This is a genomic window from Pseudoalteromonas sp. S1609, from assembly GCF_005887255.1.
Lineage (GTDB): Bacteria > Pseudomonadota > Gammaproteobacteria > Enterobacterales > Alteromonadaceae > Pseudoalteromonas.
The window spans coordinates 48,045-74,392 of the sequence record NZ_PNDJ01000027.1 but is presented as its reverse complement, the minus strand read 5'-3'; the positions used below and the strand labels follow the sequence as shown (position 1 = coordinate 74,392).

Here is a 26,348-nt window from a genome sequence, read left to right as displayed (position 1 = left end):
AAAGTATTAATCTGTAAACGGCAGATAAATATTAAATTCAGTATGTCCCGGCCAACTATCACATTCGATATAGCCGTCATGTTGATCAATCAAGGTTTGCGCTATAGATAGTCCAAGTCCCGAGCCACCTTCTTTATTGGTAGTCATAGGGTAAAATAAGGTGTCGCGTAAATTAGCATCAATACCTGGGCCGTTATCCATTACTTGAATAAGTAGTGCCTTTTTAGGGGCTTTGCCAGGACGACGATGCTGGTAATTAATCCGCGTTTTTATTTTTATTTCGCCACCATCTATCAATGCTTGTTGTGCATTACGCACAATGTTTAGCACTACCTGTTGAACTTTGCTCTGATCAATATAAACATCAGGAATACTTGGATCGTAGTCTTTCACTAACCGAATATCGCGGTTGTTATCTAAGGTACTGAGTTTTACAACCGACTCTAATGTTTGATGTATATTGCCATACGATTTTTGCGGCAGCTGATTAGGCCCAAGGAGTCTATCAACTAATTCACGCAATCGATCGGCTTGTTCAATTATCAGTTCTGCACATTGATCTCTTTCTTGCTGATCACCTTCATATTGCAATAATTGCGCCGCCCCGCGAATTCCACCCAGTGGGTTTTTAATTTCATGAGCTAAACCGCGAATTAAGTTACGTGCAGCTTGGTATTGATGCATTTGATTTGAGACTTGATCGTGCTTTATTTCGTCATCAGTTTGTCGACATTCAAATAAAATATAAAAGGTGTTGTTATGCTTTATTCGTCGCGTGCTGACCGCTAATTTTGCATGGCGAGAATCGATAAACACCACGTCAGCTCTATGCTGGTGGCAGTCTACACCATCAACTAACGAATACTGTGCAATACGTTTTAAGTCGATAGAATGGTAATTAAATAAATCATCGAACGCTTGTCCTGGTAAGCGCTTTTCGCCTAAACCAAGTAATTCACTGGCACTGGTGTTGGCGTAAATGAGTGTAAAGCTCTCATCAAGTAACATCAGGGCGGTGGTTTGGTTTTGCCAAATTATATTTAGTAGCTCTGGGCTAAAATGTGTTTTGTTAATCATTATTGCACCATTTTAGTGCGCCTGGGGAGGTAGGCAAGGTTTTTAGTAAAATATACGCTAATTGTGCGTACTTAACTGCAATTACCGACCTATATTAAGGCCTTTGCGATGCATAAAAAATATACTTTCAGGGCTAGTTGCAATTACCTGGTTTTGTTGATTATAAAGTTTAACTTGTAATATGTGTTGCCCGCGCTCTACATCTCTTAACGCCAGCGTAGTGGTGTCACTAGGTTCACCAATGGCAACGCCATTTAAAAATAAACCAATGGTAAATCCAGCTTCAAACCGAGGCGCAATCTGAGTTGAAACATATACAGAGCCGGTGTTTTCTCTTATAGCTTGGTTGGGCTCTGGTGATGTAATGCTAATTTTAAACTTTACCGCTGTTTTAGTTGGTGAAGTATCAAGAATATCAGTATTTGTTGCAGGCATGTTGAAGTGTTGGCTAGTGAGTTTTACCTCTTTAGCACCAGGTTGAGGGGTATCTGAAAAAACCAGTACACCATTTTTATCTTTCCATGCGTAAATTTTTTTATTATTCGCATGGCTATTAAGGCTTAATATTAAAGCTATTAATAGCAATAAAACCTTACCTATCATCCTGCTAACCTGCATTGTTAAAACATACTTTACTTTAGTGTAGAACCGTTAAATTTACCATAAAAAAAGCCCGCAGAGCGGGCTTAAAACACACATTATTTATCGGTTAATAAATTAACAGCTGTAGTACATTTCAAACTCAACTGGGTGAGTTGTCATGTTAAGTTTTTCAACTTCTTTTGACTTAAGTGCAATGTAAGCATCAATTAGGTCGTTAGTAAATACGCCACCTTGGTTTAAGAACTCACGGTCTGCATCTAATGCCGCTAGTGCTTCATCTAATGAGGCTGCCACTGTTGGAATTTCTGCTGCTTCTTCAGCTGGTAAGTCGTATAAATCCTTATCCATCGCATCGCCAGGGTGAATTTTGTTTTTAATTCCGTCAAGGCCAGCCATAAGCATTGCTGAGAATGCAAGATATGGGTTAGCAGTTGGATCTGGGAAGCGCACTTCAATACGACGACCTTTTGCAGATGGAACCACTGGAATACGAATTGATGCTGAACGGTTACGTGCAGAGTATGCAAGCATTACCGGTGCTTCAAAGCCGGGTACTAAACGTTTGTACGAGTTAGTTGACGCGTTAGCAAAAGCGTTGATTGCTTTAGCATGTTTGATGATACCACCAATGTAGTAAAGCGCGTCTTCAGAAAGACCGCCGTATTTATCACCTGCGAATAAGTTTACGCCGTCTTTAGCTAAAGACTGGTGACAGTGCATACCTGAACCGTTATCGCCAACAACAGGCTTAGGCATAAAGGTTGCTGTCTTTCCGTATAAATGAGCCATGTTGTGTATAACATATTTCATTTCTTGGATTTCGTCTGCTTTTAATACCATAGTGTTAAAACGAGTTGCGATTTCATTCTGACCGGCAGTCGCCACTTCGTGGTGATGTGCTTCAACAACTTGGCCTAGCTCTTCAAGAACTAAACACGTTGCAGAACGCCAATCTTGGAAATCATCAACAGGTGCAACTGGGAAGTAACCGCCTTTAACACCTGGACGGTGGCCTGTGTTGCCATCTGCATATTCTTTATCTGAGTTCCAAGCTGCTTGCTTAGAATCAATTTTATACATTGAGCCTGACATGTCAGACTTGTATTTAACGTCGTCAAATACGAAAAACTCTGGCTCTGGACCAAATAAAACTGTGTCAGCAATACCAGTAGAGCGCATGTACTCTTCAGCGCGTTTAGCTACTGAGCGTGGGTCGCGCTCATAACCTTGTAATGTAGAAGGCTCAACCACGTCACAACGAACGATTAGCGTTGTTTCTTCTGTGAAAGGGTCAAGCTTGATTGAATCTGCATCAGGTAATAACACCATGTCTGATTCATTAATGCCTTTCCAGCCAGCAATTGAAGAACCGTCGAACATTTTTCCATCTTCAAAAAAGTCTTCATCAACTTGATGATGAGGAATAGAAACATGTTGCTCTTTACCTTTTGTGTCAGTAAAGCGTAAATCAATGAACTTAACGTCATTTTCTTTAATAAAATCTAAAACCGATTGTGACATGTGTCCTCCAACTATTGGGTTTTATTATTGCTGCTTAGATACTTTAAATACTAACAAGCTGATTTTATGCCACTATTATAATCTATTGTTTTTTATGTAAAAATATATAAACAACATAAAGGTGATATAGATTAAGCACTGTTTTGGTGCGTAATAATTCCAAAAAGGTGCAACATTTACAGAGTCATAATTGCTTGCAAATTAATCACCTTAGACTAACACAAAGAAAATGCAAAATGCGCAGTAAAGTCGCTTTAAATTAACTCAAAACCACCTTTTGAGATAAATTTATAAAAATTAATCATCAAAATTAATTATTTTAAAACAAAGGGTTAATTATTTTATTGCGAAAGTTTGAAATTTTATTTTGGATAAACTTTCATCCATTCCATTTATAGGGGATAATATGCGCCCTTTTAAATCCTATGCTGGGACATCTCGTGAAAGCGCAGGTGAGTACGTATAGCCCCCTGCAGGATCAATGAGATCAATTTCTCTGAGTGAACATATGAGTATCGAAAAGTTAAGAAATATAGCAATTATCGCCCACGTTGACCACGGTAAAACAACATTGGTTGATAAACTACTTGAGCAATCAGGTACATTAGAAACACGCGGCGGTAATGAAGAGCGCGTGATGGATTCAAACGACATTGAAAAAGAACGTGGTATTACCATTTTAGCGAAAAACACCGCTATATCTTGGAATGATTACCATATCAATATCGTAGATACTCCTGGACACGCCGACTTCGGTGGTGAAGTTGAACGCGTACTTTCGATGGCTGACTCAGTACTACTACTTGTTGACGCTCAAGAAGGCCCAATGCCACAAACGCGTTTCGTAACGCAAAAGGCATTCGCGCAAGGCTTAAAGCCAATCGTTGTTATCAATAAAATTGATAAGCCAGGTGCTCGCCCTGATTGGGTTATGGATCAAATCTTTGATTTATTCGACAACTTAGGCGCAACTGATGAGCAGTTAGATTTTAAAGTAATCTACGCATCAGCAATCAATGGTTGGGCTACATTAGATTTAGACGAAGCATCAGATAACATGGAACCTATGTTCAAGATGATCGTTGACGAAGTATCACCACCGGATGCAGATCCTGAAGGTGACTTCCAAATGCAGATTTCACAGCTTGATTACAACTCTTATAAGGGTGTAATTGGTATTGGTCGTATTAAACGTGGTTCTGTTGCACCTAACCAACAAGTTACGGTTATCAGTGCAGACGGCACAACTCGTAATGGTAAGATTGGTTCAGTACAAAGTTACTTAGGCCTTGAGCGTATTGAAACTGATAAAGCTTACGCTGGTAACATCGTAACAGTAACAGGTTTAGGCGAGCTTAAGATTTCAGATACGCTTTGTTGTCCTAACAACGTTGAAGCATTACCACCATTAAGTGTTGATGAGCCAACAGTAACAATGACGTTCTCTGTAAACAACTCTCCTTTCTGTGGTAAAGAAGGTAAGTTTGTAACATCACGTAATATTCGTGAGCGTTTAGACAAGGAATTAGTACATAACGTAGCACTTCGTGTTGCAGATACAGATAACCCAGATAGCTTCCGTGTATCAGGTCGTGGTGAATTACACCTAGGTATCTTAATCGAGAACATGCGTCGTGAAGGTTACGAGCTTGCTGTATCTCGTCCAGAAGTAATCTTACGTACTGTTGATGGTGTGTTAGAAGAACCGTATGAAACACTTACAATTGACTGTGAAGAAGAGCATCAAGGTTCTATCATGGAGCAAATTGGTCTTCGTAAAGGTGAGCTAACTGACATGGCACCAGATGGTAAAGGCCGTATGCGTATGGACTTTATGATCCCAAGCCGTGGCTTAATCGGTTTTCAAACTGAGTTCATGACATTAACGTCGGGTTCTGGTTTACTTTACCATACGTTCGACCACTACGGTCCGCACAAAGGTGGCGAGCTAGGTGTTCGTAAGAACGGCGTAATGATTGCAAACGCAACTGGTAAAGCACTTACTAACGCACTATTTAACTTACAAGAGCGCGGCCGTTTATTTATCGGTCACGGTGTTGAAGTTTATGAAGGTATGGTTATTGGTATTCATAGCCGTGATAACGACCTTACAGTTAACGCACTTAAAGGTAAGCAACTTACTAACGTTCGTGCATCTGGTACAGATGAAGCACAAACACTAACACCAGCACTTAACTATTCACTTGAGCAAGCGCTTGAGTTTATTGCTGATGATGAGTTAGTAGAAGTAACACCTGAGAACATTCGTATTCGTAAGCGTCATTTAACTGAAAATGAGCGTAAACGTGCGGGTCGTGCTCCTAAGTCATAATCTATTAATTTAGAACAATGATTTTAAAAGCCGCTGTATTGAAAGATACAGCGGCTTTTTTGTTTTTAAAGTAAGAGAAGCTTTCAGTTTTTAGTTATCAGTATTAAGCTCTAAAAGCGCAGCGCCTCTTACCCTCTTTGTAAAAAATTCACTTAAAAATATTTACACAAAGAGAAGAGAATGAGAAGTAAAAGAGTAAGAGCTAAAACAACTGATAATGTAAAACCCCTATTTTTTTGGTTTCGTTGCACTCAACCCAACAAAAAGGCCAGTTCGCTAACTTCATCACTTTTTCGGTAGTAGAGTGATTTTTCCAAACACATCAGCATCTATATAGCCAAGGTTGCGACTGCCGTTAACAGGCTGTACTTCGTGTGAACCTATGAAGTGCTCACGAACTTTACTGCCGTCGTTATCGCAATATGCGAGCATAAAACCGACTACTTGCTTTGGCGTTAATTTAAGCGGAGTGTTTTGTGCGACTTGTTGATAATCATTCGGGTAGAGTTTTATCGCCACTTCCCACGTGATGTTATAGGGCGCAGTGGTATTGCGTTTCCAGTTACTAACTAAATGGTCGGTATATAAATGCGCTTTTTTATCAGGCCCATAATCGGCAGCTTGGTTATCAAGACCAATATGATAAGCAAATGCTGTATGGTTAAATTGGTGATTACCACCAGATGCGTCGCTATCAATAAAAACTTCAAGGGCATCATCATCCCAATATTTTACCGTTGGATCTGGGTGCGTATCAATTAGTACATCATCAGCAATATCGGCTTGCAAGTAAAGATAATCTTCATCCCACAGTAATTTGTAGCGACCTTTAAAATCCTTGTCTGAGTCTGGTAGGGTGCCGTCCATTAAGTATGGCATATTATGCCAAGTGGCTTTGTCCCATGCACTTTCAGAAACCCCATCAATAGTAATAGCTGTTGGTGTATGACTAACGTTAATAGCCATGAGTGGCTGGGTAAAAAGTAAGCTAAAAGCAAGTAGTGTTTTTTTCATTAGTCATCTCATCAATTAAGGATGATTTAGCTTGGCTTAAATAGCTATTAAAAACAATCTCGTAGTCTATTTTTATACTAACTGATTGTGCCTGCTATGCTGTCTTTTAATGCGAGCATTAATAAATGCGCACTTTCTCCAGACATTTTAAAAGGATTAAAATCAATGGAGCCTGAAAACTTGAGATTCAGTGATTCGGTTAGCTTAGATTGCGGTACATAGCCCATTGACCATTTTTCAAACTCTCTTTCAGGAATTTGGGTATAGTTGAGCATAATTACATTATGGTGACGTTTATCGTTTAATATTTGTTGGTAGGTATTATTTACAGCGGTTCTAGAGCCTTCCAGACATTGTAAAAAGTAATCATTGCTAAAACATAACATGCCGGTGACGTTTGTTTTTACATTATAGGTTCTAGCACTTTGTAAAATATTTTCTATATCTTCAGGCCCAAAATCACTACTTATTTTGCTGGCGTAAATAAGTCGTACAAGAAACATAAAACCTCCACATTGTTTAGTTAATTAAACATAGTTCAGCAGAGAGGTTATTACTAAGTTTGTAAATGACTGATTAAAGTTTAATACTCTCACCTTCATTTAAAATATGCAGGGGGATTTTCGAGTCCATTTTTTTGTGCATATACAATAAACGCAGTAAGGCTGAATGGCTAGTGTGGTCGCCCATTTTCCATGATGAGTTACCGTATCCCCAAGGTATCATTATTTTACAGTTAAGTTCTTGTGCTGCTGTTAGAGCGTCTTCTGGGGTTGTATGAACGTAACGATACCATTTAGGGTTGTCTTCGCTGTAGTAAGAAGCTATAGGCATTAAGCACACATCAATATCGCCATATTTTTGCTGTATATCGCTGAAGTGTTTTGAATAGCCAGTGTCGCCTGCAAAAAATAAGGAGCTGCCATTTTGTTCAAGTAGCCAGCCATTCCATAAGTCTTTATCGTTGTCTTCGTAAATAAAGGGCACTAATACACGACTGCTAAAGTGATGAGCAGGCAAGGCATGGATAGCTAAATCGCCAATATTTGTTTTTGCATACCACGCCATTTCACTAATATTAAACCCGCCTGTGGGGAAGTTGTCGGCCATGCCTAGTGGTGTTAAGTAGCGAGGTTTATTACCGATCTCTTCTATATCTGCTTTATTAAAGTGATCGTAATGAATATGCGAGTACATCACAGCGTCTAAGTTTTTCAGTTCACTATCTGTGAGCCAATCGCCGGGCTGTCGGTAAAACCCAGAGGCTAGTCTAAATGCTAAATCTACAGGTGAGTCAAACTGCTCTTTTACAGGATCGAGTAACACTTGCTGTCCGTTAGGCGTGCGGATCATAAACCCAGCGTGTCCCAGCCAGCGTAAGCTAAAGCCAGTATTTAAATTAATGGGCAGTTGTTCACCAATAAATTGGCAGTTTTCGCTGTCTTTTTCGCATTGTAGTTTTGGGCTAGTTGGGTAGCAGTTGCTTTCACAGGTAGTCGGGTAAGTTTTTTTCCCGGGGTAGAGGTTATGAAAGCGTCCTTCTCGCTCGCCATCTTTATGTAGCGGGGTAATGGTTTGCTCCCCTGCAATAACTTCAACATGGTTAGCTGTTTGGCAGGCGCTGAGCATTGTGCATGCAAGTATTAGGGTGATAGCTTTAAACTTCATTTTACTGTTCTAATTATTATTATTTTGTAAAAGTATAACAACAACAGCGGATTAACGAAGAGCTTAAAGGTAACAAAAAGTAACAATAAAAAAGCCTACAATTTAGTAGGCTTATTAAACGGACTTATAGTAATTAGCCCACGGTATTCATTTGCTCAATAAATTTATTTGAGTCTTCAATCGACTTATTCATGTCATTCATGAGTAACTGAATATCACGCTTAAGGTTAGTAAACTCACCTTTTATAGCGGCTACCGCTTGTGCGTTTAAGTTATGTTTTAAGTAAAGCACGTTATCTTGTAAAGACGATAATACTGGCTCCATTTTGCTCTCAGCGCTGCGCATTGAGCGAAGTAATTGGCTAAATTGGCGCTGAGTTGCAGCTAGTTTTTTACTGCTTTGACGCTTAAGTGAGGCGCTTTTGTATTGCTCTAACTCATCGCTCCACTCATCAAACAACGCATCAGCAACATCTTCTACTTTATTTATGTTACTTGATACTTCATTTGCCGCCGCTAAGCTCGACTCGTAATCGTCATTAAGTTGATTGTAAGCGTCTTGCAACTCACCACCATCGAAATTAATTAAAGTAGTTAGACGCTCGAGTGCTGATTGAAATTCTTCTTGCGACTCTTGTTGTGAGTCTTTCGTTTCTTCAACGCGATCAATAAGGATGTCACGTTTATGGACACCTACTTTTTCCATTGCCGAATAATAAGCCGACTGACAACCTGAAAGCATCAGCATTAACGAGAGTATGGCTGTCCCTAATAATGTTTGTTTTTTCATCTGAATTCCTATTTACGAGTGTTAATGCTGTAAATTATGGCCTTGATTGTTATTATAATCAAAAGCTCACCAACAAAGTTAATTGTATGAATGATAAGCTCTCTCATTATAAACAGCAAGTTAAGGTGTTTCTAAAACAGCAACCAGGCTGGTGGATGCAATATTTCAATCGCTGTATAGACGATCAAATAACCATTAATGCAGGGTATTTAGCATACGTTACCTTGTTGTCGTTGGTTCCGTTGATAGCGGTTGGTGTGGCAATCTTCTCTGCTTTTCCGGGGTTTGAATCGACCCGTTTAGCCATTGAAAGTTTTTTATTTACTAACTTTGTGCCGACTTCTTCCGATGTTATTAAAGAACATATTAGCTCGTTTGCTGGTAATGCTAATCAAATGACGGCGGTAGGTATTGGTTTTTTGGCAGCCATTGCCTTGCTACTTATTCGTAATGTAGATGCCACACTAAACCGTATTTGGCGAGTAAAGAAAAAACGCCCAATGATGATATCCTTTGCTGTGTATTGGATGGTACTGAGCTTGGGACCTGTACTACTGGGTGCGAGTATTGGTGTCACCTCTTATATTGTGTCACTAGTGTCGTTTGCTGATCAGGGGATCCCTGGGTTTAGTGGTTTTTTATTAAAACTACTCCCTTATGCTATTTCTATGGCAGGTTTTATCATGCTGTATACCTTAGTGCCGAATACGCGAGTTTCATTTAGGGCCGCTATTCCTGGTGCACTGTTTGCTGCAATGTTATTTGAGTTAACCAAAAAAGGCTTTGCTTTATACATTAGCCATTTTCCATCATACGAAGTGATTTATGGTGCGGTAGCAACCATTCCTATTTTGTTTGTATGGGTATACTTGTCGTGGGTAGTCGTGCTACTAGGTGCTGAATTTACTGTGTGTATTAACATGCAACATTACAATAAAAAAGAGCAACAAGCAGAGGGTAGTGAATAAATGCAAGGACTAATTCAACGGGTAACACACGCTAACGTAGCAATAGAAAAACAGATTGTTGGCGAAATAAAGCAAGGTATTGTATTACTGCTTGGTGTTGAAAAAGAAGATGATGAGCGTGTTGCTGATAAACTATTGCACAAAGTCAGTAATTATCGAATTTTTAGTGATGAAAACGATAAAATGAACCTCAGTCTTAAAGACATACAAGGCGAGCTATTAGTCATATCGCAATTTACACTTGCAGCTAATACCAAAAAAGGCATGCGTCCTAGTTTTTCATCGGCAGCCACACCAGATCAAGCGCAAGCATTATATAATTACTTTGTTGAGCAGGCTAAATTACTCGGTATAAAGGTCGCTACCGGTGTATTTGCAGCCGATATGCAGGTTAGTTTATGTAACGACGGTCCGGTTACCTTTAATTTAACCGCTTAAAGTGTTTTTTCTACAACCACAATGTGATTCACAAATCCGGTGATCTTTTTAATACTAACGGCTCCCCCAAACACGCGCTTAAGCACAAGTTGTAGCTGCGTAAGTTGGGAGCTATGTTGCGATAAAAAGTTAATAAATAAGATGCCCCGCTGAGCAAGCGCCTCATAAATTGTTTGATAAAAACATAAATCAAATAAGAATCTAGGGGCGTCTAGTTCACTAAATAAATCTAAAATAATCCAATCTATATTCACCGCTGACTTTAAAACTGTTTGTGCGTCTTCACAGTAAATTTGGCCCTGTTCATTAAGGGCAAAAAAATCTTGATAACAGTCAATTATATGAGGGTTTTTTTCTACTGAAGTCAGCTGTACTCGAGGGTACTGTTTTAACAGGTAGTTGCGTATAGCACCACCACCTAAACCGAGCTCAAGTATTTTTTTAGGCGCTGGTCGTTGCTGCCAAACTGTTGCTAAATAGGCAAGGTGAGGAAACAGTAATACTTGTGGACTCCGGGTTAAAATAACTGATTGCAAGGTGTTGTTAATAAGCAGCCAGCGCAGCTGTTGATGCTCTCGAACTTGTATATTTATGCCATGTTGATTATGCCAATAAAGTAACTGGCCTAGCGATGAACTATGCTCAATAAAGTGCCTGCTGATCAGGCCACTGCTACCATGGATATATTTATTCATGGTATTGAGCATAAACCAGCAGTGGTAAAGCGCAATCGATTTTGTCATTAATTTTTTACAGTCATTTATAGGAAACCAAAGTCGTATTTGCAGTTTTACCCAGATCGAGTATGGTGTTTTTCACAAAATGCACAGCGTAATATTTTTACATTTTTAATTTATGGAGTCTGTATGTTTCAAGTGAGCACCCCTCAAAGTAGTGAAGACTGGCAAGCCTATTATCAATTACGCTGGCAAGTTTTACGTGCACCATGGGGCGAACCTCGTGGTTCTGAGCAAGACGATTTAGAGCAAGAAGCTGAACACCGCTTTATTAAAAATAAAGCAGGTGAAGTACTGGGTGTGGCGCGTTTGCACTTTAATAATCAGCAACAAGCTCAAGTACGTTATATGGCGGTTGCAGAGGGTAACCGTAATCAACATATTGGCAGTCGCTTATTACATGAGCTAGAAAAAATAGCGTGGAATCAAGATGCTGATGAATTAGTGCTGTTTGCACGCGAACGTGCCCTGGAATTTTATCAGCGCCATGGCTACGAAAACAAAGAAAAGGCGCATTTAGCCTATGGTGATGTTCAGCATTATAAAATGGTTAAGCTTAAGCCGAGTGAACCAGGTTGGTTTCGTCACCCTAATTGGACTCAAGTACTGCAAAATACATGGCGCGAATCAATCCCTATTAGTGATGCAATGGGGATAAAAGTAGAAAGCTACACTGATTGGCAATTTACTACTCGTGCAGATTTAAATGCTAACTTAAACTTACACAACACCATGTTTGCAGGCTCTATTTATAGCCTAGCTACACTAACGGGTTGGGGAGCAACGTACTTAGCATTAAAAGAAGCCGGACTTGAGGGTAATATAGTGTTAGCCGATGCTAATATTAAATATTTAAAACCACTGAATACCGACCCTAAAGGCTGTGTTGATATTCAAACCTGCAAAGGTAACTTAATAGAGTTACAAGAGGCGGGTAAGGCGAGCTATTTAGTGCCAGTAACCATTTTTGATGGTGATCAAATAGTTGCTCAGTTTGAAGGGCAGTTTGTGGTTAAAAAGTAATAAGAATAAACGAAAAAGCCAAGCGAGTTGCTTGGCTTTTTTATTAGCGGTTATTACAGTAAGTCAGTCAGTAATATACCGACACCAAAGCGTTCAATATCGGCGTTATAGTCTATTAAACTCTCACCATAGCCATTAAAGTACTGCGCATAGCCGCGTACTCTTCCCCATAGAGGGAATGACCAATCAAGCTGAATTGCCCCGCGGTTATCTGAATTTAAATTATTACGAGTCATAAAACTAAATTCATGATCGTGAAAGCGATACGCGCCACCAAATTCAAAGTAACCCATGTATTTATAGATATCAGGGTTATCGTCACCTCGTGCATCTAACGGCGCAGGCTTTTCATTTTCAGGAATGCGGTACCAAGGCTTAAAGCTAAATACAAAGCCGTCATTTTCCCAAATGAAATCGGCATAAATACGGTTCCAAGAACGCGAGTTTGGCTGACTACGGCCATTAGATTGATGCGAAATACCAATGGCTATTGCCATTTCATCGCCCCATAAAACGTTTTCAGGGTCTAAGTAATTAATCCAGAAAATTTCTGGCTCGTAATTAGTTTCTCGAAAGGGAGAAGAAATATCGTCGTTGTATACTTGCCAGTATGACTGCAGAGTAAAGCCAAAAAATATAGCTTGGTCTGAGTCGGCAAACTCATCATACAAAGGTACTTTAATTGATAACTGATATTTAGCTTCTAGGTTATCGAGAGGGTCGCCATCTTTTTTATCGGTTAATTCTGCAAATCCATCAAACGGACGAGTGTTTGGGTTCGACATATATGAAACCGGTAAAATATAATTACGTTTATGCGGCGTAATTACATTACGATTCTTTTTGCCAACCGCTTCACGGGCTTGGCGTTTATCGATAGCTGTTAGCTGCTTGCTTTCTTCAACTGCAGAGCATTTTTCGCGCAATTGATCGAGGGTTTGCTTACCGTCTCCACCTATCACTTCATTTAATATACATTGTTTAACCAGCTCAAGTTCATTGTTTTGCTCGTTTTTTGCTGTTTCTTCAGCAATAACAGCAGTACTTAGTAATGTTGAGAGTAGTATCCAGTGGCGCCAACTCATTATAATTCCTTTGTAAGTGAGGGAAGTAACAGATTTGTTGTGATTATAACGCATTTTTAACACGTATACGGTGAATTTGTCCTGAACTTTAATAAAGCAAAAAGAAAAGCGACCTAAGTCGCTTTTACTGGATAACTAGCTAATAGCTCGCTAGTTAGACTCTCACGCAATGAGAAGGGGTGAGCTAAAGCTCAAAAACGTTTGTAAAAAACTTATAAAGTTCAGTTCCTTGGTTCACACTAGCTGAGGCAAAATGCAATATCGCAATTGCATCAAGATCAAAGATTAATGTTTGCAGTGGTTGTTCGCTTAGGTAGCGTTCCATTCGCAGTATTTTAGCTATAGGTTCGCCCGCTTTAATGTGCCCACCAAGAGGGGCTAAGTATTCAACCATGCCACCCATAGGTGCATAGTAAGCAATATAATCATTTAGTTGGCAGCCATACCTTGTCATCACCTTTGGCTTGTAGGAGGCATCAACAAATACTTTCTTATGATTTAAATAACTTAAAATACTATTGGCATCGTCTAGTGCCGCGCTTAAATCTATTTTTTCTTGGCTTCCTAGCTCTACCGTAAAGGCTTCAACTTGTACGTTAAAATTTCGGCCTTGCTGAGCAAGTTGCTCGCTAAGTTGCCACCATGGACAAAAGCTCGCTTCATCCATTGCCCCATCAAAGTCATTAGGGATCACTAGCACATGGGGAATATTAAAGTAACGGGCACTTTCTGTGGCATATTCAGGACAATATAAGTGCTGACTAGAAATAGGGCCAGTGTGTAAATCTAAAACAATATCAGCCTGATGCGCTAGTCTTTGTAAGTTTAGCGCTATGCGTTTACCGGTTGTTAAACGATAGTCTGGGCCATTAAGTTGCTGCTCAACATCATTAATTAACGCGGTTTTAAATGCTGTTTTTAGAGCTGTATCGTCAGCGTCGCAGTATTGCTTTGCAAACTGTGATGCAAGCTGATTATTACAGTGATACATACGATTCCAATTAGTCCCCGTAATAGGATCGAATCGGCCAAGCGTAAATTCGCCCGATTTTTGATTACAGCCAATGGGGTTAGCGTAGGGGACTAAGGTAATGTCACCTTTTAAATTAAGGTTTTTTAGCTGTTCAAGTAGCTGATAAATAACCGCGTTACCTTGTACTTCGGCACCATGCATATTAGCTTGTATATACACACTTGGGCCTGTGCCATCGCCCTTTAAACGATAGACAGGAATAGTCAGTGGTAGGCCATTTGCCACTTCACCAACTACAATATTTTCCTGGCTTATAGCTGTGGTGTTATTCATTTTTATTACCTCAAGTAGTGGCTTGCATCTTCTGCTTGGCGAATACAGTTGATTGCGCCATGGTGTATAACATATTCACCGGCCAGTTCATGGCACAAAAAGTACGGCATACTTTCGGTAAAACCATAAGCACCGCATTGACTAAACACCAGCCAGTCATGTTCATTTAAATCGCTCGGTAATTGATGCTCCCCTAAGCAGTCTAGTGCTGTACATAAAGGTCCGTATAGGCTCATTGCTTGGTTTGCTGCGTTTGAATCTCGTAATAAACGCGCAGGAAAGTCTTGATTAGTAACCGCAGGGCGCAATAAGTGATTAATACCGCCGCTCATAATTACCTGCTGTTGGCCGTAGTTTAATTTGCGCTCAACCACAGGTGTGGCGTAGTGGCCGCATTCGCCTACAGCATAGCGACCTAGTTCCATCCACAGCTCTTTAACACCCGCATCGCGTTTAATCTTTGCAAGGGCTGCTATTAATGCATCCCAGCTTAAAGTCGGGTCATTAAGGGTGTAAGGAATACCTAAACCGCCACCTAAATCTAAAATATTCAGGTTTATATTTAAATGCTCAGCAAGTTGCCTCAACGGCGTAATCATTTGCGACCACAGATCTGCAAGTTTGTCGCTGCTGAGCATGTTACCCCACTGAAAAATATGTAGGCCATCAAAGCTCAATGCTGTGTAGGCTTTAGTATTGAGCGATTGCCATTCATCGCACCCTAAGCCAAATGGAGTAAGGCTATCACCACCAAGTGGGTTTTTATCACCCTCGGGCCAGCGTAATTGAACACGCAGTAATACTTGCAACTGGCACTGCTGGGCATCGGCTTGTTCGTTTAACCAACGCACCTGATTAAGACTTTCTGCCACAAATATGCGTACACCGCGCTCAATAAAGTGTTTAATTTGGCTTGGGCTTTTAGCAGGGCCCGTGTTGAGCACGCGCTCGCTGCTAATGCCTTGAGCAAGTACTTGCTCAAGTTCGCCTTTACTGGCGACATCAAAGTTAAAACCTGCGTTATCTAAACTTTGTATCACTTTAGATAGGGGATTGGCTTTAACCGCATACCAAAGCTTTACTTCGGTTTGCGCCACTAAGTGCGCAAGGTGCGCATCTAGTGAGTCGAGGTCATAGACAAAAAATGGAGTATCGAGTTTACTCGAAAGCTCATCAATAGCGCTTTTAACGGGCGTGCTCAAAAAGGTCATTAACGTAAAACCTCTTCAAGCAATAATGACGCGTCACTTTGCTCGTCCCGGTATTTAACAATTAAGGCACACGACATACTCAAGCCTTGATCACGGGCCCAGTCATTTGACGCAGGGCGAGAGCCTGGGATCACAATCGCGTATTCAGGGATTGCTTCGCCTTTATCAAGCTGACGCTCATTAACGCAGTCATAAACAGGGATGGTTGCAGATAAGCGAACACCTGGGGCAAGTACCGCGCCTTTTTTAACTACCACGCCTTCAACAATCACACAGCCTGCACCGATAAATGCATCGTCTTCTATGACCACAGGGCTTGCGCCAATGGGCTCAAGTACCCCGCCTAATTGTACCGCGGCGCTCAAATGAACATTTTTACCCACTTGCGCACATGAGCCAACCAATGCATGGCTATCTACCATAGTGCCCTCGTCAATGAAGGCGCCAATATTTACGTACGCAGGTGGCATAATAATAGTGCCTTTGGCAACATGTGCACCACGGCGCACACTTGAACCACCTGGCACCATGCGAACGCCTGCTGTGGCTTCAAAGCATTGCGGCGCTAGATTGTGTTTATCAACAAAGCCATCAGGAAACTCCATGTTAGTGCCGTTTTTAAATGCCTCTAAAATGCCTTGCTTTACTTCTACGTTAGCGTGCCATTGGCCGTTTTCGTCTTGTGTTGCTGCGCGAACTGCGCCCGTTTCTAAATTATTTAATAGTTCTAACCAGCTCATTATAAAAACCTGTATTTAATGCCAAGATAAAATGGTGTTGTTTGCCGATGAAATGTCATCTGTGTGTGTCAGCTCAAGGTGTGTTAAAGGTGGACGTAAATGCGGACTGCTGATACGCCCTTGTAAATGCATTAACACTTTGACTGGGATAGGGTTTGCTACTGAAAATAAACTATTGATAGCGCTAGACCACTGGACAAAAAGATTAGGGTGTTGGCCGCTTAAACTGCGCTTTACAAACTCATGGGTTTGCACTGGCCATGCATTGGCTGCAACCGACACTAAACCTTTTGCACCTGCTTGGGCAAAATAAGGCATGAGGGCATCGTCACCACTAAAAATGGCTAGTTCAGGCGCTGCTTGTCGATAGGCTTCAACTTGAGAAATACAGCCACTGGCTTCTTTGAGTGCCCATAAATTTTTATGTTGTTTGAGGTTTTCAATGGTTGCAATGGGAATGCTAACCGCACTACGTCCTGGTACGTTATAAAGCATACAAGGATGAGAACTGGCATTGAGCAGGCTTTCAAACCAATGCGTTTGCCCCACTGCACCGGGTTTGGCGTACAAAGGCGAGCCAAGTAAAAAACCATGAATAGGCAGTTGGTTGCAGTAGTTAACCCATTCAAGCTGCTGCTTTAAGTTACTACCACCGACTGCGACCATAAGCGGGACGCTCGGCTCTAATTGGCAGACATGCTCTACGATGGCTTGCTGCTCTTTTAGGGTCAGGGCTAACCCTTCGCCAGTGCTACCAAGTAATAAAATGCCGTTGTTAGCGGCTTCTTGTTCGGCCACCAAGGTGTCTAAGGTTGCGTAATCAACTAGGCCATTTTGATCAAATGGGGTGATCAGCGCAGTCCATAAATGGAAATTGTTAATATTGAAGTTGTTGATCATCTCTCACGAACTTATAGGGCATTCGTCGAGTTATTGGCGGGTATTTAGGGTGCCTGACTCTTTGAATGTATTTATAATTCGAAGAGCGAATGGGCTTAAATAATAGGGCGCACGGCCTTATTATACTAAGACCAGAAGCTCTCCACCAAATATGTTATTGGTGACAGTCGCTAGGATTCAACCTAGTCGCCCGAAGTAACCTTTCACAAAAAAGTGTTACCTCTCGGCGTTAATTCCCCTCACGTATGCTCAATGGAGTTTGCGCTCCTAACATACGCTACCTGAATAACGCACCTCTTCCAGCCCTTTGCACTTGCTATTGAAAAATCAATTAGCAAATACAATGTAATAGGGTAAGTGTGGCGATTAAACCACTTTAGCCGTCTAGGTGTCAAGTGACTAAATACAGATAGATTCATCCCAATTGACAGTTATTACGTATTGGCTGCTTTTCTCGTACACTAGTACTATTGTCGAAGTAAGGTATTAAGCAGATGGAAAAATTTAGCGATATTTATAAGCGTGCAGTGGAGCGAAAGGGTTCTGAAAAAATGCTTAAATTGTTACTCTCAAAACCTTTATCAACAAAGCAACTCGTCACATTAAGTGATGATGATTGGCTAGAAGAATTTACTCGGAAAGTTTTTCAAAGTGGTTTTTATTGGTCGGTGATCAACAGTAAGTGGGCCGGATTTAGAGAGGTTTTTTGGGATTTTAGTGTTGAAAAGCTATTGATGATGCCACCAGACATGTTAGAACAAAAAGCCAGTGACGAACGGATTGTGCGCAATTATAAAAAAGTAAAAACCATTACTGATAATGCGTATATGATCCACGAAGTTGCAGAGCAACACGGCAGCTTTAGTGAGTTTATTGCTAACTGGCCAAGTGAAGATATTATTGGCTTGTGGGCGTATTTAAAAAAGCATGGTGCGAGGCTGGGTGGTAATACCGGCCCTTATGCGCTGCGCGCCTTAGGAAAAGATACTTTTTTACTTTCAAGAGACGTAGAAAGCTATTTGCGTGCACATAAAATTATAGATGGTGGATTGCAAACTAAAAAGTCACTAAGTGCGGCGCAGGCATTCTTTAATGAACTGCAGCAGCAAAGCGGCTTAAGCATGCAAGAGCTAAGCTTAATTGTCGCTTATGGTGTCGGCGACAATCGCGTAGGTATCAGCCAAAAACAATAGGATTAAACATGAAATTAGTGCCAAGGTATACCGACATTGGTGAGGGGTTTGCAATTAGCGATCATCCAGCCAAGGTGACAGCGCCACAGTTATTGTTATGGAATGAGCCCTTAGCCGAACAATTTAATATACAAGTGAATGCCGATTCTCGGGCAAATATATTCAGTGGAAATGAACCTCAAGCAGTTTCTGCAGTTGCATTAGGGTATTCGGGTCATCAGTTTGGTCATTTTTCTCCACGCTTAGGTGACGGACGAGCGCATTTACTTGGCGCGATTAGTGATGATAAAAACCAGCTTTGGGATGTGCAATTAAAAGGCGCTGGCGCTACGCCATTCTCGCGTGGTGGAGATGGGCGCTGTGCATTAGGTCCCGCCATTCGCGAGTACGTAATGAGCGAAGCAATGCATGCGCTTGGCATTCCAACAACGCGTTGTTTAGCCGTGGTTGGTAGTGGTGAAACTGTTTATCGTAACCCACCTCAACCTGGCGCTATTGTAACGCGACTAGCGAGTAGCCATATTCGAGTTGGCTCGTTTCAATATTTAGCGACCCAAGGCGATTTGACCAGTCTAAAAAACTTAGCCGATTTAGCCATTCAAAGACATTACCCTGAAATTAACAGCACTGGCGCCCAGCGATACTTGGATTTTCTAGCCGCAGTGATAACCAATCAAGTTAACTTAATCGTAAGTTGGATGAGGGTGGGGTTTATTCATGGGGTAATGAATACCGACAACACCTTAATTAGTGGTGAAACCATAGATTACGGTCCATGTGCCATGATAAACCAGTTTGATTTTGATACCGTGTTTAGCTCTATTGATAAGCAAGGGCGTTACGCATTTGGTAATCAGCCAAACATGGCGAGTTGGAACTGTGCTCGCTTAGCAGAGAGTCTAATGGCACTAATAAGTGACGACGATGAGCAAGCCGTAGCAATGCTGACACCTATCATTGCAGACTTTTCGACCCAATTTAATCAGCAATTTAGCGCTATGTGGGCACAAAAGTTAGGGCTAACAATAGCTGATGCTAAAGATAATGAGCTGGTGGGAGAGTTGCTAGGGTTATTAAAAGAATACCAGCTTGATTATACCAATACTTTTAATGCGTTAACTGAGTCGTTAAATGGGCAAGCTGAAATACCATCAGTACTCGCCTCTTGGGCGCAGAAATGGCAAACACGAACTAATGAGCACAGCTATCAAGTGATGCGACAAGCCAATCCGGGTGTGATTCCTCGTAATCATATTATTGAAGAGATTATTTCTCAGTACACTACGCATGGGGATAGTGAGCTACTCAGTCGTTTTAGCAAAGTGGTGTCGAGCCCTTACACAAGCAATATGCAAGCTACAGAGTTTCAACAGCCGCCCGAAGATGATAAGAATTACCGTACTTTTTGTGGTACTTAAGTGCTGCTTTTTGCATTTGAAAATGAATATAAAAGGTCATTTTTTACCACGGCGATGTTCATTCATAGAGCAAACTATGAGCGGGTGATACCATGATACCCATAAAGGTCAGTAATCGTATGGGGTTTAAAGCGATTGTTTGCTTTTTGAACTAGTCTTTGTTCAGTAACATTTTTTATGGGCTAGTTTTATTATCCTAGATATTGGAAAAATATATTTGCGTTAAGTATTGATTAACAAAGGCTCAGTTACTGTATAGGTAAGTTAGAAGGGCTAGCAATGCTTAGCTACATTTTTAGTTGTTAAAATGGGAAGAAAACAATGAAATTGAAATCACTTACAATTGCCATTGCGTTAGCTGCAACTAGCGCATCAACTTTTGCTGCCGAACAAGAAGGTTTTTACATCGGTGCGTTCGGTGACTACTACGATGCTTCGTGGAAAAACATGCGTGATCAAGCTGGCCTTGACGTTAATGAGTCAACAGGTTGGGGTGCTGAATTAGGTTACCGCTTTAATGATTACTGGAGCGCGCGTTTAGAATACGCAGACCTAGACTTTAATGCACATGATAAAGTACTTAACAACCGCAACGATATTGACGGCGAACGTTACGGTATTGATGCGCTTTACCACTTTGGCGGCGGTCCTTTTTACGGTTTATTCGGTCTGAAAGATATTGATGTTGTTGATGACAACACGTTTGTAAATGCAGGTGTAGGTTACCGACACTTTGTTACAGACAACTTCTTTGTAAATGCTGAAACCAGTGTTTACCAAGGTTTAGATAAAGGCTACACAGATGTTGGCGCAAAGTTAGGTATTAACTACTTCTTTGGCCAGAAATCAGCACCAGTAGCACCAGTTGAGCCTGCTCCTGAGCCTGTAGTTGAAGCTGCAGTAGTTGCTCCTCTAGATAGTGACAACGACGGCGTGATTGATGCTAATGACAAATGCGCCAACACACCAGTAACAGATGCAGTTGATAGTGACGGGTGCACTTTATACGAAGAGTCTAAAGTAACTACTAAGCTATTAGTCACTTTCCCACATGACTCAGCCATTGTTAAACAAAGATATTTTGATGATATAGCTGCGGTATCAAAATTCATGAAAGAGTATACAGATACAACTGTACTACTTGAGGGTCATGCTTCAGCAGTGGGTGATGCTGGCTACAATAAAAAGCTTTCTCAAAAGCGTGCAGACGATGTTGCCGATGAGTTAGTAAAAGATGGTATTTCAAGAGAGCGTATCAGTACAATAGGTTATGGTGAGGAGCGTCTTGTAAATAAAGCGAATACGGCAGAAGCACACGCAGAAAATCGCCGTGTTGAAGCGCATATATCAACCGTTGAGCGCGTAAAAGTTAAACGTAAATAGTACTACTACTTTACAAATAACCCAGCTTAGGCTGGGTTTTTTTATGGCTGTTAATAAGTATTCATGAAAGTTGATTTTATGAAATCCACTATTCATATTATTAATAATCGCTATAACTAGCTGCCTAAGTGGATGGATTTTAATCTATGCATAAAAGCTTTATAATCGAGCGTTAGAATACTATAAGTATTGGGTTATGGTTTGTTTTATAAACACTTCCGAATACTTTCACGTCACCAAGAGGGCAATACTGTGCTACAAGAATATCGTAAACACGTAGAAGAACGTGCCGCGTTAGGTATCGTACCAGCGCCATTAGATGCTCAGCAAACGGCTGATCTTATTGAGCTAATTAAAACCCCACCTGCAGGTGAAGAAGAGTTCGTACTAGAACTACTAATCAACCGTGTACCGCCGGGTGTTGATGATGCAGCCTATATTAAAGCTGGTTTTTTAGCGGCTGTTGCTAAAGGTGAAGCCGTTTCTCCACTTATCTCTAAAGAAAAAGCAGCTGAATTGCTAGGTACTATGCTTGGTGGCTACAATATCGCGCCTATGGTTGACTTACTGGATGACGCGGCGTTAGCGCCAATCGTAGTTAAGGGCCTTGCAAACACTTTATTAATGTTTGATGCGTTTTACGATGTAGAAGAAAAAGCAAAAGCAGGTAATACATACGCTAAACAAATCATTGAGTCTTGGGCTGCAGCAGAATGGTTTACTAATAAGCCAGCTGTTGCTGAAAAGATATCGGTTACTGTATTTAAAGTCACGGGTGAGACAAACACTGATGACTTATCGCCAGCCCCAGATGCATGGTCACGCCCTGATATTCCGCTTCATGCATTAGCGATGCTGAAAACAGAACGTGATGGTATTAATCCTGACAAAAACGGTGAAGTAGGTCCTGTCACTCAACTTGAAGAATTAAAAACTAAAGGGTTACCACTTGCTTACGTAGGTGATGTTGTTGGTACGGGATCTTCACGTAAATCTGCAACTAACTCTGTGCTTTGGTTTATGGGTGCTGATATCCCATTTGTACCAAATAAGCGCGTAGGTGGTGTCTGTTTAGGTAATAAGATTGCGCCTATTTTCTTTAATACAATGGAAGACTCGGGTGCATTACCAATCGAATTAAATGTTGATGAATTCAACATGGGTGACCAAATCGACATTTACCCTTATGAAGGGGTTGTTAAACGTCACGGTACTGATGACGTGATCTCTACGTTCACACTTAAATCAGACGTCATTCTTGATGAGGTTCGTGCTGGTGGTCGTATTCCACTGATCATTGGTCGCGGTCTTACAGACAAAGCACGTACATCACTGGGTTTAGGTGCAACTGACGTATTTAAAGTACCAGCAGTTACTGAAGTGTCAGATAAAGGCTTTACGCTTGCGCAAAAAATGGTGGGTAAAGCATGTAATGTTGCCGGTATTCGCCCAGGCCAATACTGTGAACCAAAAATGACTACGGTTGGCTCGCAAGATACCACGGGTCCTATGACACGTGATGAGCTTAAAGACTTAGCCTGTTTAGGCTTCTCTGCAGATTTAACCATGCAGTCTTTCTGTCATACATCGGCTTACCCTAAACCAATTGACGTAAATACGCATCATACACTTCCTGATTTCATCATGAACCGTGGCGGTGTATCGCTTCGTCCTGGTGATGGTGTAATTCACTCATGGTTGAACCGTATGTTATTACCAGACACCGTAGGTACCGGTGGTGATTCACATACTCGTTTCCCATTAGGTATTTCATTCCCAGCGGGTTCAGGTGCGGTCGCATTTGCAGCAGCAACAGGTGTTATGCCACTTGATATGCCTGAATCGATTTTGGTTCGTTTTAAAGGTGAAATGCAGCCTGGTATCACGTTGCGTGACCTCGTTCATGCCATCCCTTACTACGGTATTAAAGAAGGGCTATTAACAGTTGAGAAGAAAGGTAAAATCAACGAATTCTCTGGTCGCGTACTAGAAATTGAAGGAGTTGAGCACTTAACTGTTGAGCAAGCATTTGAACTATCAGATGCATCAGCAGAGCGCTCAGCAGCAGGTTGTACTGTTAAGCTTTCTAAAGAGTCGATCAGCGAATACCTTGAGTCTAACATTGTTATGCTTAAGTGGATGATTTCTGAAGGCTACGGTGATGTACGTACAATCGAACGTCGTATTACAGCAATGCAAGAATGGCTAGCTAACCCAGAACTAATGGAAGCGGATAAAGATGCTGAGTACAAGCATGTGCTTGAAATCGACTTAGCTGACATTAAAGAGCCGGTACTGTGTGCGCCAAATGATCCAGATGATGCGCGTTTACTGTCTGATGTAACAGGCGAGAAAATCGATGAAGTATTTATCGGTTCTTGTATGACTAACATTGGTCACTTCCGTGCCGCAGGTAAATTACTCGATGGCTTTACTGGTCGTATTCCAACACAGCTTTGGGTTGCACCGCCAACTAAGATGGACAAAGACCAGCTTACGGACGAAGGTTACTACGGTATCTTTGGTCGTGTTGGAGCACGTATTGAAACGCCTGGGTGTTCACTGTGTATGGGTAACCAAGCACGTGTTGCAGATAAAGCAACGGTTGTGTCTACCTCAACACGTAATTTCCCTAACCGTTTAGGTACAGGCGCAAATGTGTTCTTAGCTTCAGCAGAGCTGGCAGCAGTAGCGGCAATTTTAGGTAAATTACCTACTCCGGCTGAGTACCAAGAATATGCAGCGAAAATCAATGCAACGGCAGCAGATACCTACCGTTACTTGAACTTCCACCGTATGCCTCAGTACACTAAAAAAGCAGACAACGTAATTATTCAGCAAGCTGTATAATTAATAGAGTTTGAATGAAAAGCCCGCTTCGGCGGGTTTTTTATCGTTTAAATTTAATTTGGATTATTCATGCTTTAATAATCTTATATTGAATTAAATTTAATTATTATTTGCTTTTGAGTTGGATAATAAAGCAAAAAATCCTCGCTATATGCATTAAAATCCCTGCCAATATTATCATTATTATAAGCAGGATTTTATGACCGCATTAAACAACCAGAATTTACTGCAACTTCGTTTTATTAACCAAGCCAACATTGATTTGGTTAAGCCTTCTTTTGATAACTTACCTGCAAACCCATATGCAGATGGTGCGTTTCGCAAACGCCGTTATTCAGTAGTTAAACTACAAAATGGTGAGCTCAACCTTCAAGCGACTAAAGCGTTTGTGCAAGACGATTCAATTAATACCTTTCAAGGTAATGTTGAACGTACTTACGAAAATTTAGAGCAAAGCTTGCTTGAGTCTGAGGGTATGAAAAATATTGTTAGCGAATTTTGTGCGATTACCGGTATTGATGCAGATCGTGATATTGAAATTCACCAATTTAGAATGCTTGCGATTGATAGCGACACGCCAGCAGCCCCTGAAGGTGTGCATCAAGACGGGTTTGACCATGTATGCGTATGTGGTGTTTCTCATGAAAATTTAGAAGGCGGTGAGCTATTGGTTTATGAAAACCAACAAGCAGAACCGTGTTTTAAAATGGAAATAAAAGACGGCATGTTTGCACTAATTAATGATCGTCAGGTATGGCATAACGCCACGCCAATGAACAAAATTGATGCCAATAAACCAGGTTACCTGGATTGTTTTGTACTAACTGCTTAAGAGAAATAAAATGAATTTAATGCAATTGCGCGCGCAATTTCCCGCTTTAATGCAAACGGTTGATGGCAAGTCACCGGTGTTTTTAGATGGACCAGGTGGCTCACAAGTACCACAACCGGTACTCAGTGCCATGACTGCTTATTTAGGGCATTATAATTCAAACTTGGGCGGTGCGTTTTTCTCAAGTGACAAAACGGTTGAACTGATGGCTAATGCGCGTCAAGCGGCGGCTGATTTGTTAAATGCCCCTAGTGCACAAAATATTGTATTTGGCCCTAATATGACCAGCCTTACGTTTAGCTTCAGCCGCGCGATTTCACGCAGTTGGCAAGCAGGCGATGAAATTATTGTGACCAATGCAGATCATTTTTCAAATGTATCGTCTTGGCAGCAAGCCGCTGAAGATAAAGGTGCAGTGGTTAACACAGCGCTAATTAACGAAGCCGATTGCAGTTTAGATATGGCGCATTTTGAAAGCTTATTAAACGCTAACACTAAATTAGTTGCCGTTACGTATGCATCAAATACCACTGGCTCTATTAACGATATTAAACGCATTATAGAGCTTGCGCACAATGTCGGTGCATTGGTGTATGTTGATGCTGTGCATTATGCCCCTCATGAACTAATCGATGTGCAAGCATTAGATTGTGACTTTTTAGCGTGTTCTGCATATAAGTTTTTTGGTCCGCACTTAGGTATGGTATACGGTAAAGCTTCGCACTTAGAAGGGTTTACACCTTATAAAGTAGAGCCAGCGAAAGATATTGCTCCTGGTCGTTGGGAAACTGGTACCCAAAGTTTTGAAGCACTAGCGGGCTTTATTGCGGCGGTTGATTACATTGCGGCAATTAGCGAACTTGATGACAGTCACTCACGCCGAGAAAAACTGCGTGTTGCGTTTGAAAAAACGAAACAACACGAGATGGCGCTTAGTGAATACTTTTTAACACGCCTGGTTAATTACCCGCGTATTAAATTGTTTGGTATTGATGACTTAGCTCGCTTAAGTGAGCGTACCCCTACGTTTGCACTGACCTTTGAAGGGTTAGAGCCTCGCCAAGTGTCTGAATTTTTGGGCAAACAGCATGTATGTGTATGGGATGGTAATTTTTACGCCCAAGGTTTATGCAAACAACTGGGTGTGCTTGATAAGGGCGGCGTAGTACGCATTGGTTGCATGCACTACAACACTCTAGAAGAAATGGACACGCTATTTAATTTGTTTGATGAGCTACTAGGTTAATCTCTTATTTATT

23 protein-coding genes and 1 riboswitch are annotated in these 26,348 nt (G+C 41.1%); of the genes, 10 read left to right on the top strand and 13 right to left on the bottom strand.

Translation table 11 applies throughout. The annotated features are described in order from the left end of the window. Nucleotides 1-6 precede the first annotated feature (6 nt). From glnL to glnA, 3 genes are all read right to left on the bottom strand, one after another. Complete coding sequence (glnL, locus tag CWB76_RS08195) at nucleotides 7-1,077, bottom strand: nitrogen regulation protein NR(II) (RefSeq protein WP_138606725.1); 1,071 nt, start codon at nucleotides 1,075-1,077, stop codon at nucleotides 7-9. Nucleotides 1,078-1,158: 81 nt separating this feature from the next. Next, nucleotides 1,159-1,680 carry a DUF4124 domain-containing protein gene (locus CWB76_RS08190; protein ID WP_138606723.1) on the bottom strand — a complete coding sequence of 174 codons (522 nt, stop codon included), beginning with the start codon at nucleotides 1,678-1,680 and terminating at the stop codon, nucleotides 1,159-1,161. A gap of 114 nt (nucleotides 1,681-1,794) precedes the next feature. Further along, the gene (gene glnA / locus CWB76_RS08185; RefSeq protein ID WP_010392004.1) at nucleotides 1,795-3,201 is read right to left on the bottom strand and encodes a glutamate--ammonia ligase; all 1,407 of its coding nucleotides are present in this window, start codon (nucleotides 3,199-3,201) and stop codon (nucleotides 1,795-1,797) included. Between the two features lie 508 nt (nucleotides 3,202-3,709). On the opposite strand from glnA, the gene typA reads away from it, so the two are divergent. Further along, a complete protein-coding gene (gene typA / locus CWB76_RS08180; protein WP_010392008.1) occupies nucleotides 3,710-5,533 on the top strand; it encodes a translational GTPase TypA in 1,824 nt (607 codons plus the stop codon). Between the two features lie 285 nt (nucleotides 5,534-5,818). Here the strand turns inward: typA and CWB76_RS08175 are convergent, their stop codons facing one another. The 4 genes from CWB76_RS08175 to CWB76_RS08160 form a co-directional block, all read right to left on the bottom strand. Beyond that, on the bottom strand, nucleotides 5,819-6,547 hold the full coding sequence (locus tag CWB76_RS08175; protein WP_138606721.1) for a CBM9 family sugar-binding protein: 729 nt from the start codon (nucleotides 6,545-6,547) through the stop codon (nucleotides 5,819-5,821). A gap of 77 nt (nucleotides 6,548-6,624) precedes the next feature. Continuing rightward, nucleotides 6,625-7,050 carry a BLUF domain-containing protein gene (locus CWB76_RS08170; protein WP_138606719.1) on the bottom strand — a complete coding sequence of 142 codons (426 nt, stop codon included), beginning with the start codon at nucleotides 7,048-7,050 and terminating at the stop codon, nucleotides 6,625-6,627. A 73-nt stretch (nucleotides 7,051-7,123) separates the two neighbouring features. Beyond that, complete coding sequence (locus CWB76_RS08165; RefSeq protein WP_138606717.1) at nucleotides 7,124-8,215, bottom strand: MBL fold metallo-hydrolase; 1,092 nt, start codon at nucleotides 8,213-8,215, stop codon at nucleotides 7,124-7,126. Nucleotides 8,216-8,348: 133 nt separating this feature from the next. Further along, entirely contained in the window at nucleotides 8,349-9,005 is a 657-nt protein-coding gene (locus CWB76_RS08160) for a DUF2959 domain-containing protein (protein ID WP_138606715.1), read from the bottom strand. Nucleotides 9,006-9,091: 86 nt separating this feature from the next. Here CWB76_RS08160 and CWB76_RS08155 point away from each other — a divergent pair, with 86 nt between their 5' ends. Both CWB76_RS08155 and dtd read left to right on the top strand, forming a co-directional pair. Further along, on the top strand, nucleotides 9,092-9,973 hold the full coding sequence (locus tag CWB76_RS08155; protein ID WP_138606713.1) for a virulence factor BrkB family protein: 882 nt from the start codon (nucleotides 9,092-9,094) through the stop codon (nucleotides 9,971-9,973). Then, nucleotides 9,974-10,411, top strand: coding sequence for a D-aminoacyl-tRNA deacylase (gene dtd, locus CWB76_RS08150; protein ID WP_010392023.1), 438 nt, complete (start codon nucleotides 9,974-9,976; stop codon nucleotides 10,409-10,411). Here the strand turns inward: dtd and CWB76_RS08145 are convergent. Next, the gene (locus CWB76_RS08145; RefSeq protein ID WP_138606711.1) at nucleotides 10,408-11,154 is read right to left on the bottom strand and encodes a spermidine synthase; all 747 of its coding nucleotides are present in this window, start codon (nucleotides 11,152-11,154) and stop codon (nucleotides 10,408-10,410) included. The two genes, dtd and CWB76_RS08145, sit on opposite strands and share 4 nt — an antisense overlap. Before the next feature lie 123 nt (nucleotides 11,155-11,277). Here CWB76_RS08145 and CWB76_RS08140 point away from each other — a divergent pair, with 123 nt between their 5' ends. Beyond that, complete coding sequence (locus tag CWB76_RS08140) at nucleotides 11,278-12,171, top strand: bifunctional GNAT family N-acetyltransferase/hotdog fold thioesterase (protein WP_138606709.1); 894 nt, start codon at nucleotides 11,278-11,280, stop codon at nucleotides 12,169-12,171. Nucleotides 12,172-12,224: 53 nt separating this feature from the next. Here the strand turns inward: CWB76_RS08140 and CWB76_RS08135 are convergent, their stop codons facing one another. The 5 genes from CWB76_RS08135 to dapA all read right to left on the bottom strand — a co-directional run bounded on the left by CWB76_RS08135 (nucleotide 12,225) and on the right by dapA (nucleotide 17,413). Further along, the gene (locus CWB76_RS08135; RefSeq protein WP_055012465.1) at nucleotides 12,225-13,256 is read right to left on the bottom strand and encodes a phospholipase A; all 1,032 of its coding nucleotides are present in this window, start codon (nucleotides 13,254-13,256) and stop codon (nucleotides 12,225-12,227) included. Nucleotides 13,257-13,440: 184 nt separating this feature from the next. Continuing rightward, a complete protein-coding gene (locus CWB76_RS08130) occupies nucleotides 13,441-14,562 on the bottom strand; it encodes a succinylglutamate desuccinylase/aspartoacylase family protein (RefSeq protein ID WP_138606707.1) in 1,122 nt (373 codons plus the stop codon). Nucleotides 14,563-14,567: 5 nt separating this feature from the next. After that, entirely contained in the window at nucleotides 14,568-15,773 is a 1,206-nt protein-coding gene (locus tag CWB76_RS08125) for a PLP-dependent decarboxylase (RefSeq protein ID WP_138606705.1), read from the bottom strand. Next, entirely contained in the window at nucleotides 15,773-16,513 is a 741-nt protein-coding gene (locus tag CWB76_RS08120; protein WP_138606703.1) for a 2,3,4,5-tetrahydropyridine-2,6-dicarboxylate N-succinyltransferase, read from the bottom strand. Before CWB76_RS08120 ends, CWB76_RS08125 begins: the two co-directional genes overlap by 1 nt. A gap of 15 nt (nucleotides 16,514-16,528) precedes the next feature. Then, nucleotides 16,529-17,413 (bottom strand): 4-hydroxy-tetrahydrodipicolinate synthase, encoded by an 885-nt coding sequence (gene dapA, locus CWB76_RS08115; protein ID WP_138606701.1) that lies wholly within the window; start codon nucleotides 17,411-17,413, stop codon nucleotides 16,529-16,531. A 127-nt stretch (nucleotides 17,414-17,540) separates the two neighbouring features. Continuing rightward, a riboswitch (Lysine riboswitch) is annotated at nucleotides 17,541-17,720 on the bottom strand. A gap of 187 nt (nucleotides 17,721-17,907) precedes the next feature. Here dapA and CWB76_RS08110 point away from each other — a divergent pair. The 6 genes from CWB76_RS08110 to CWB76_RS08085 all read left to right on the top strand — a co-directional run bounded on the left by CWB76_RS08110 (nucleotide 17,908) and on the right by CWB76_RS08085 (nucleotide 26,335). Then, nucleotides 17,908-18,606 (top strand): DNA-3-methyladenine glycosylase I, encoded by a 699-nt coding sequence (locus tag CWB76_RS08110; RefSeq protein WP_138606699.1) that lies wholly within the window; start codon nucleotides 17,908-17,910, stop codon nucleotides 18,604-18,606. A gap of 8 nt (nucleotides 18,607-18,614) precedes the next feature. Next, nucleotides 18,615-20,024 carry a protein adenylyltransferase SelO gene (locus CWB76_RS08105; RefSeq protein WP_138606697.1) on the top strand — a complete coding sequence of 470 codons (1,410 nt, stop codon included), beginning with the start codon at nucleotides 18,615-18,617 and terminating at the stop codon, nucleotides 20,022-20,024. 321 nt (nucleotides 20,025-20,345) lie between these two features. Continuing rightward, nucleotides 20,346-21,407: an OmpA family protein gene (locus CWB76_RS08100; protein ID WP_138606695.1), complete on the top strand. Its 1,062-nt coding sequence runs from the start codon at nucleotides 20,346-20,348 to the stop codon at nucleotides 21,405-21,407. 252 nt (nucleotides 21,408-21,659) lie between these two features. Then, complete coding sequence (gene acnB / locus CWB76_RS08095) at nucleotides 21,660-24,257, top strand: bifunctional aconitate hydratase 2/2-methylisocitrate dehydratase (protein WP_138606693.1); 2,598 nt, start codon at nucleotides 21,660-21,662, stop codon at nucleotides 24,255-24,257. A gap of 199 nt (nucleotides 24,258-24,456) precedes the next feature. Further along, nucleotides 24,457-25,089 carry a 2OG-Fe dioxygenase family protein gene (locus CWB76_RS08090; RefSeq protein WP_138606691.1) on the top strand — a complete coding sequence of 211 codons (633 nt, stop codon included), beginning with the start codon at nucleotides 24,457-24,459 and terminating at the stop codon, nucleotides 25,087-25,089. Nucleotides 25,090-25,099: 10 nt separating this feature from the next. After that, nucleotides 25,100-26,335 carry a cysteine desulfurase-like protein gene (locus CWB76_RS08085; RefSeq protein WP_109875688.1) on the top strand — a complete coding sequence of 412 codons (1,236 nt, stop codon included), beginning with the start codon at nucleotides 25,100-25,102 and terminating at the stop codon, nucleotides 26,333-26,335. Nucleotides 26,336-26,348: the final 13 nt, after the last annotated feature.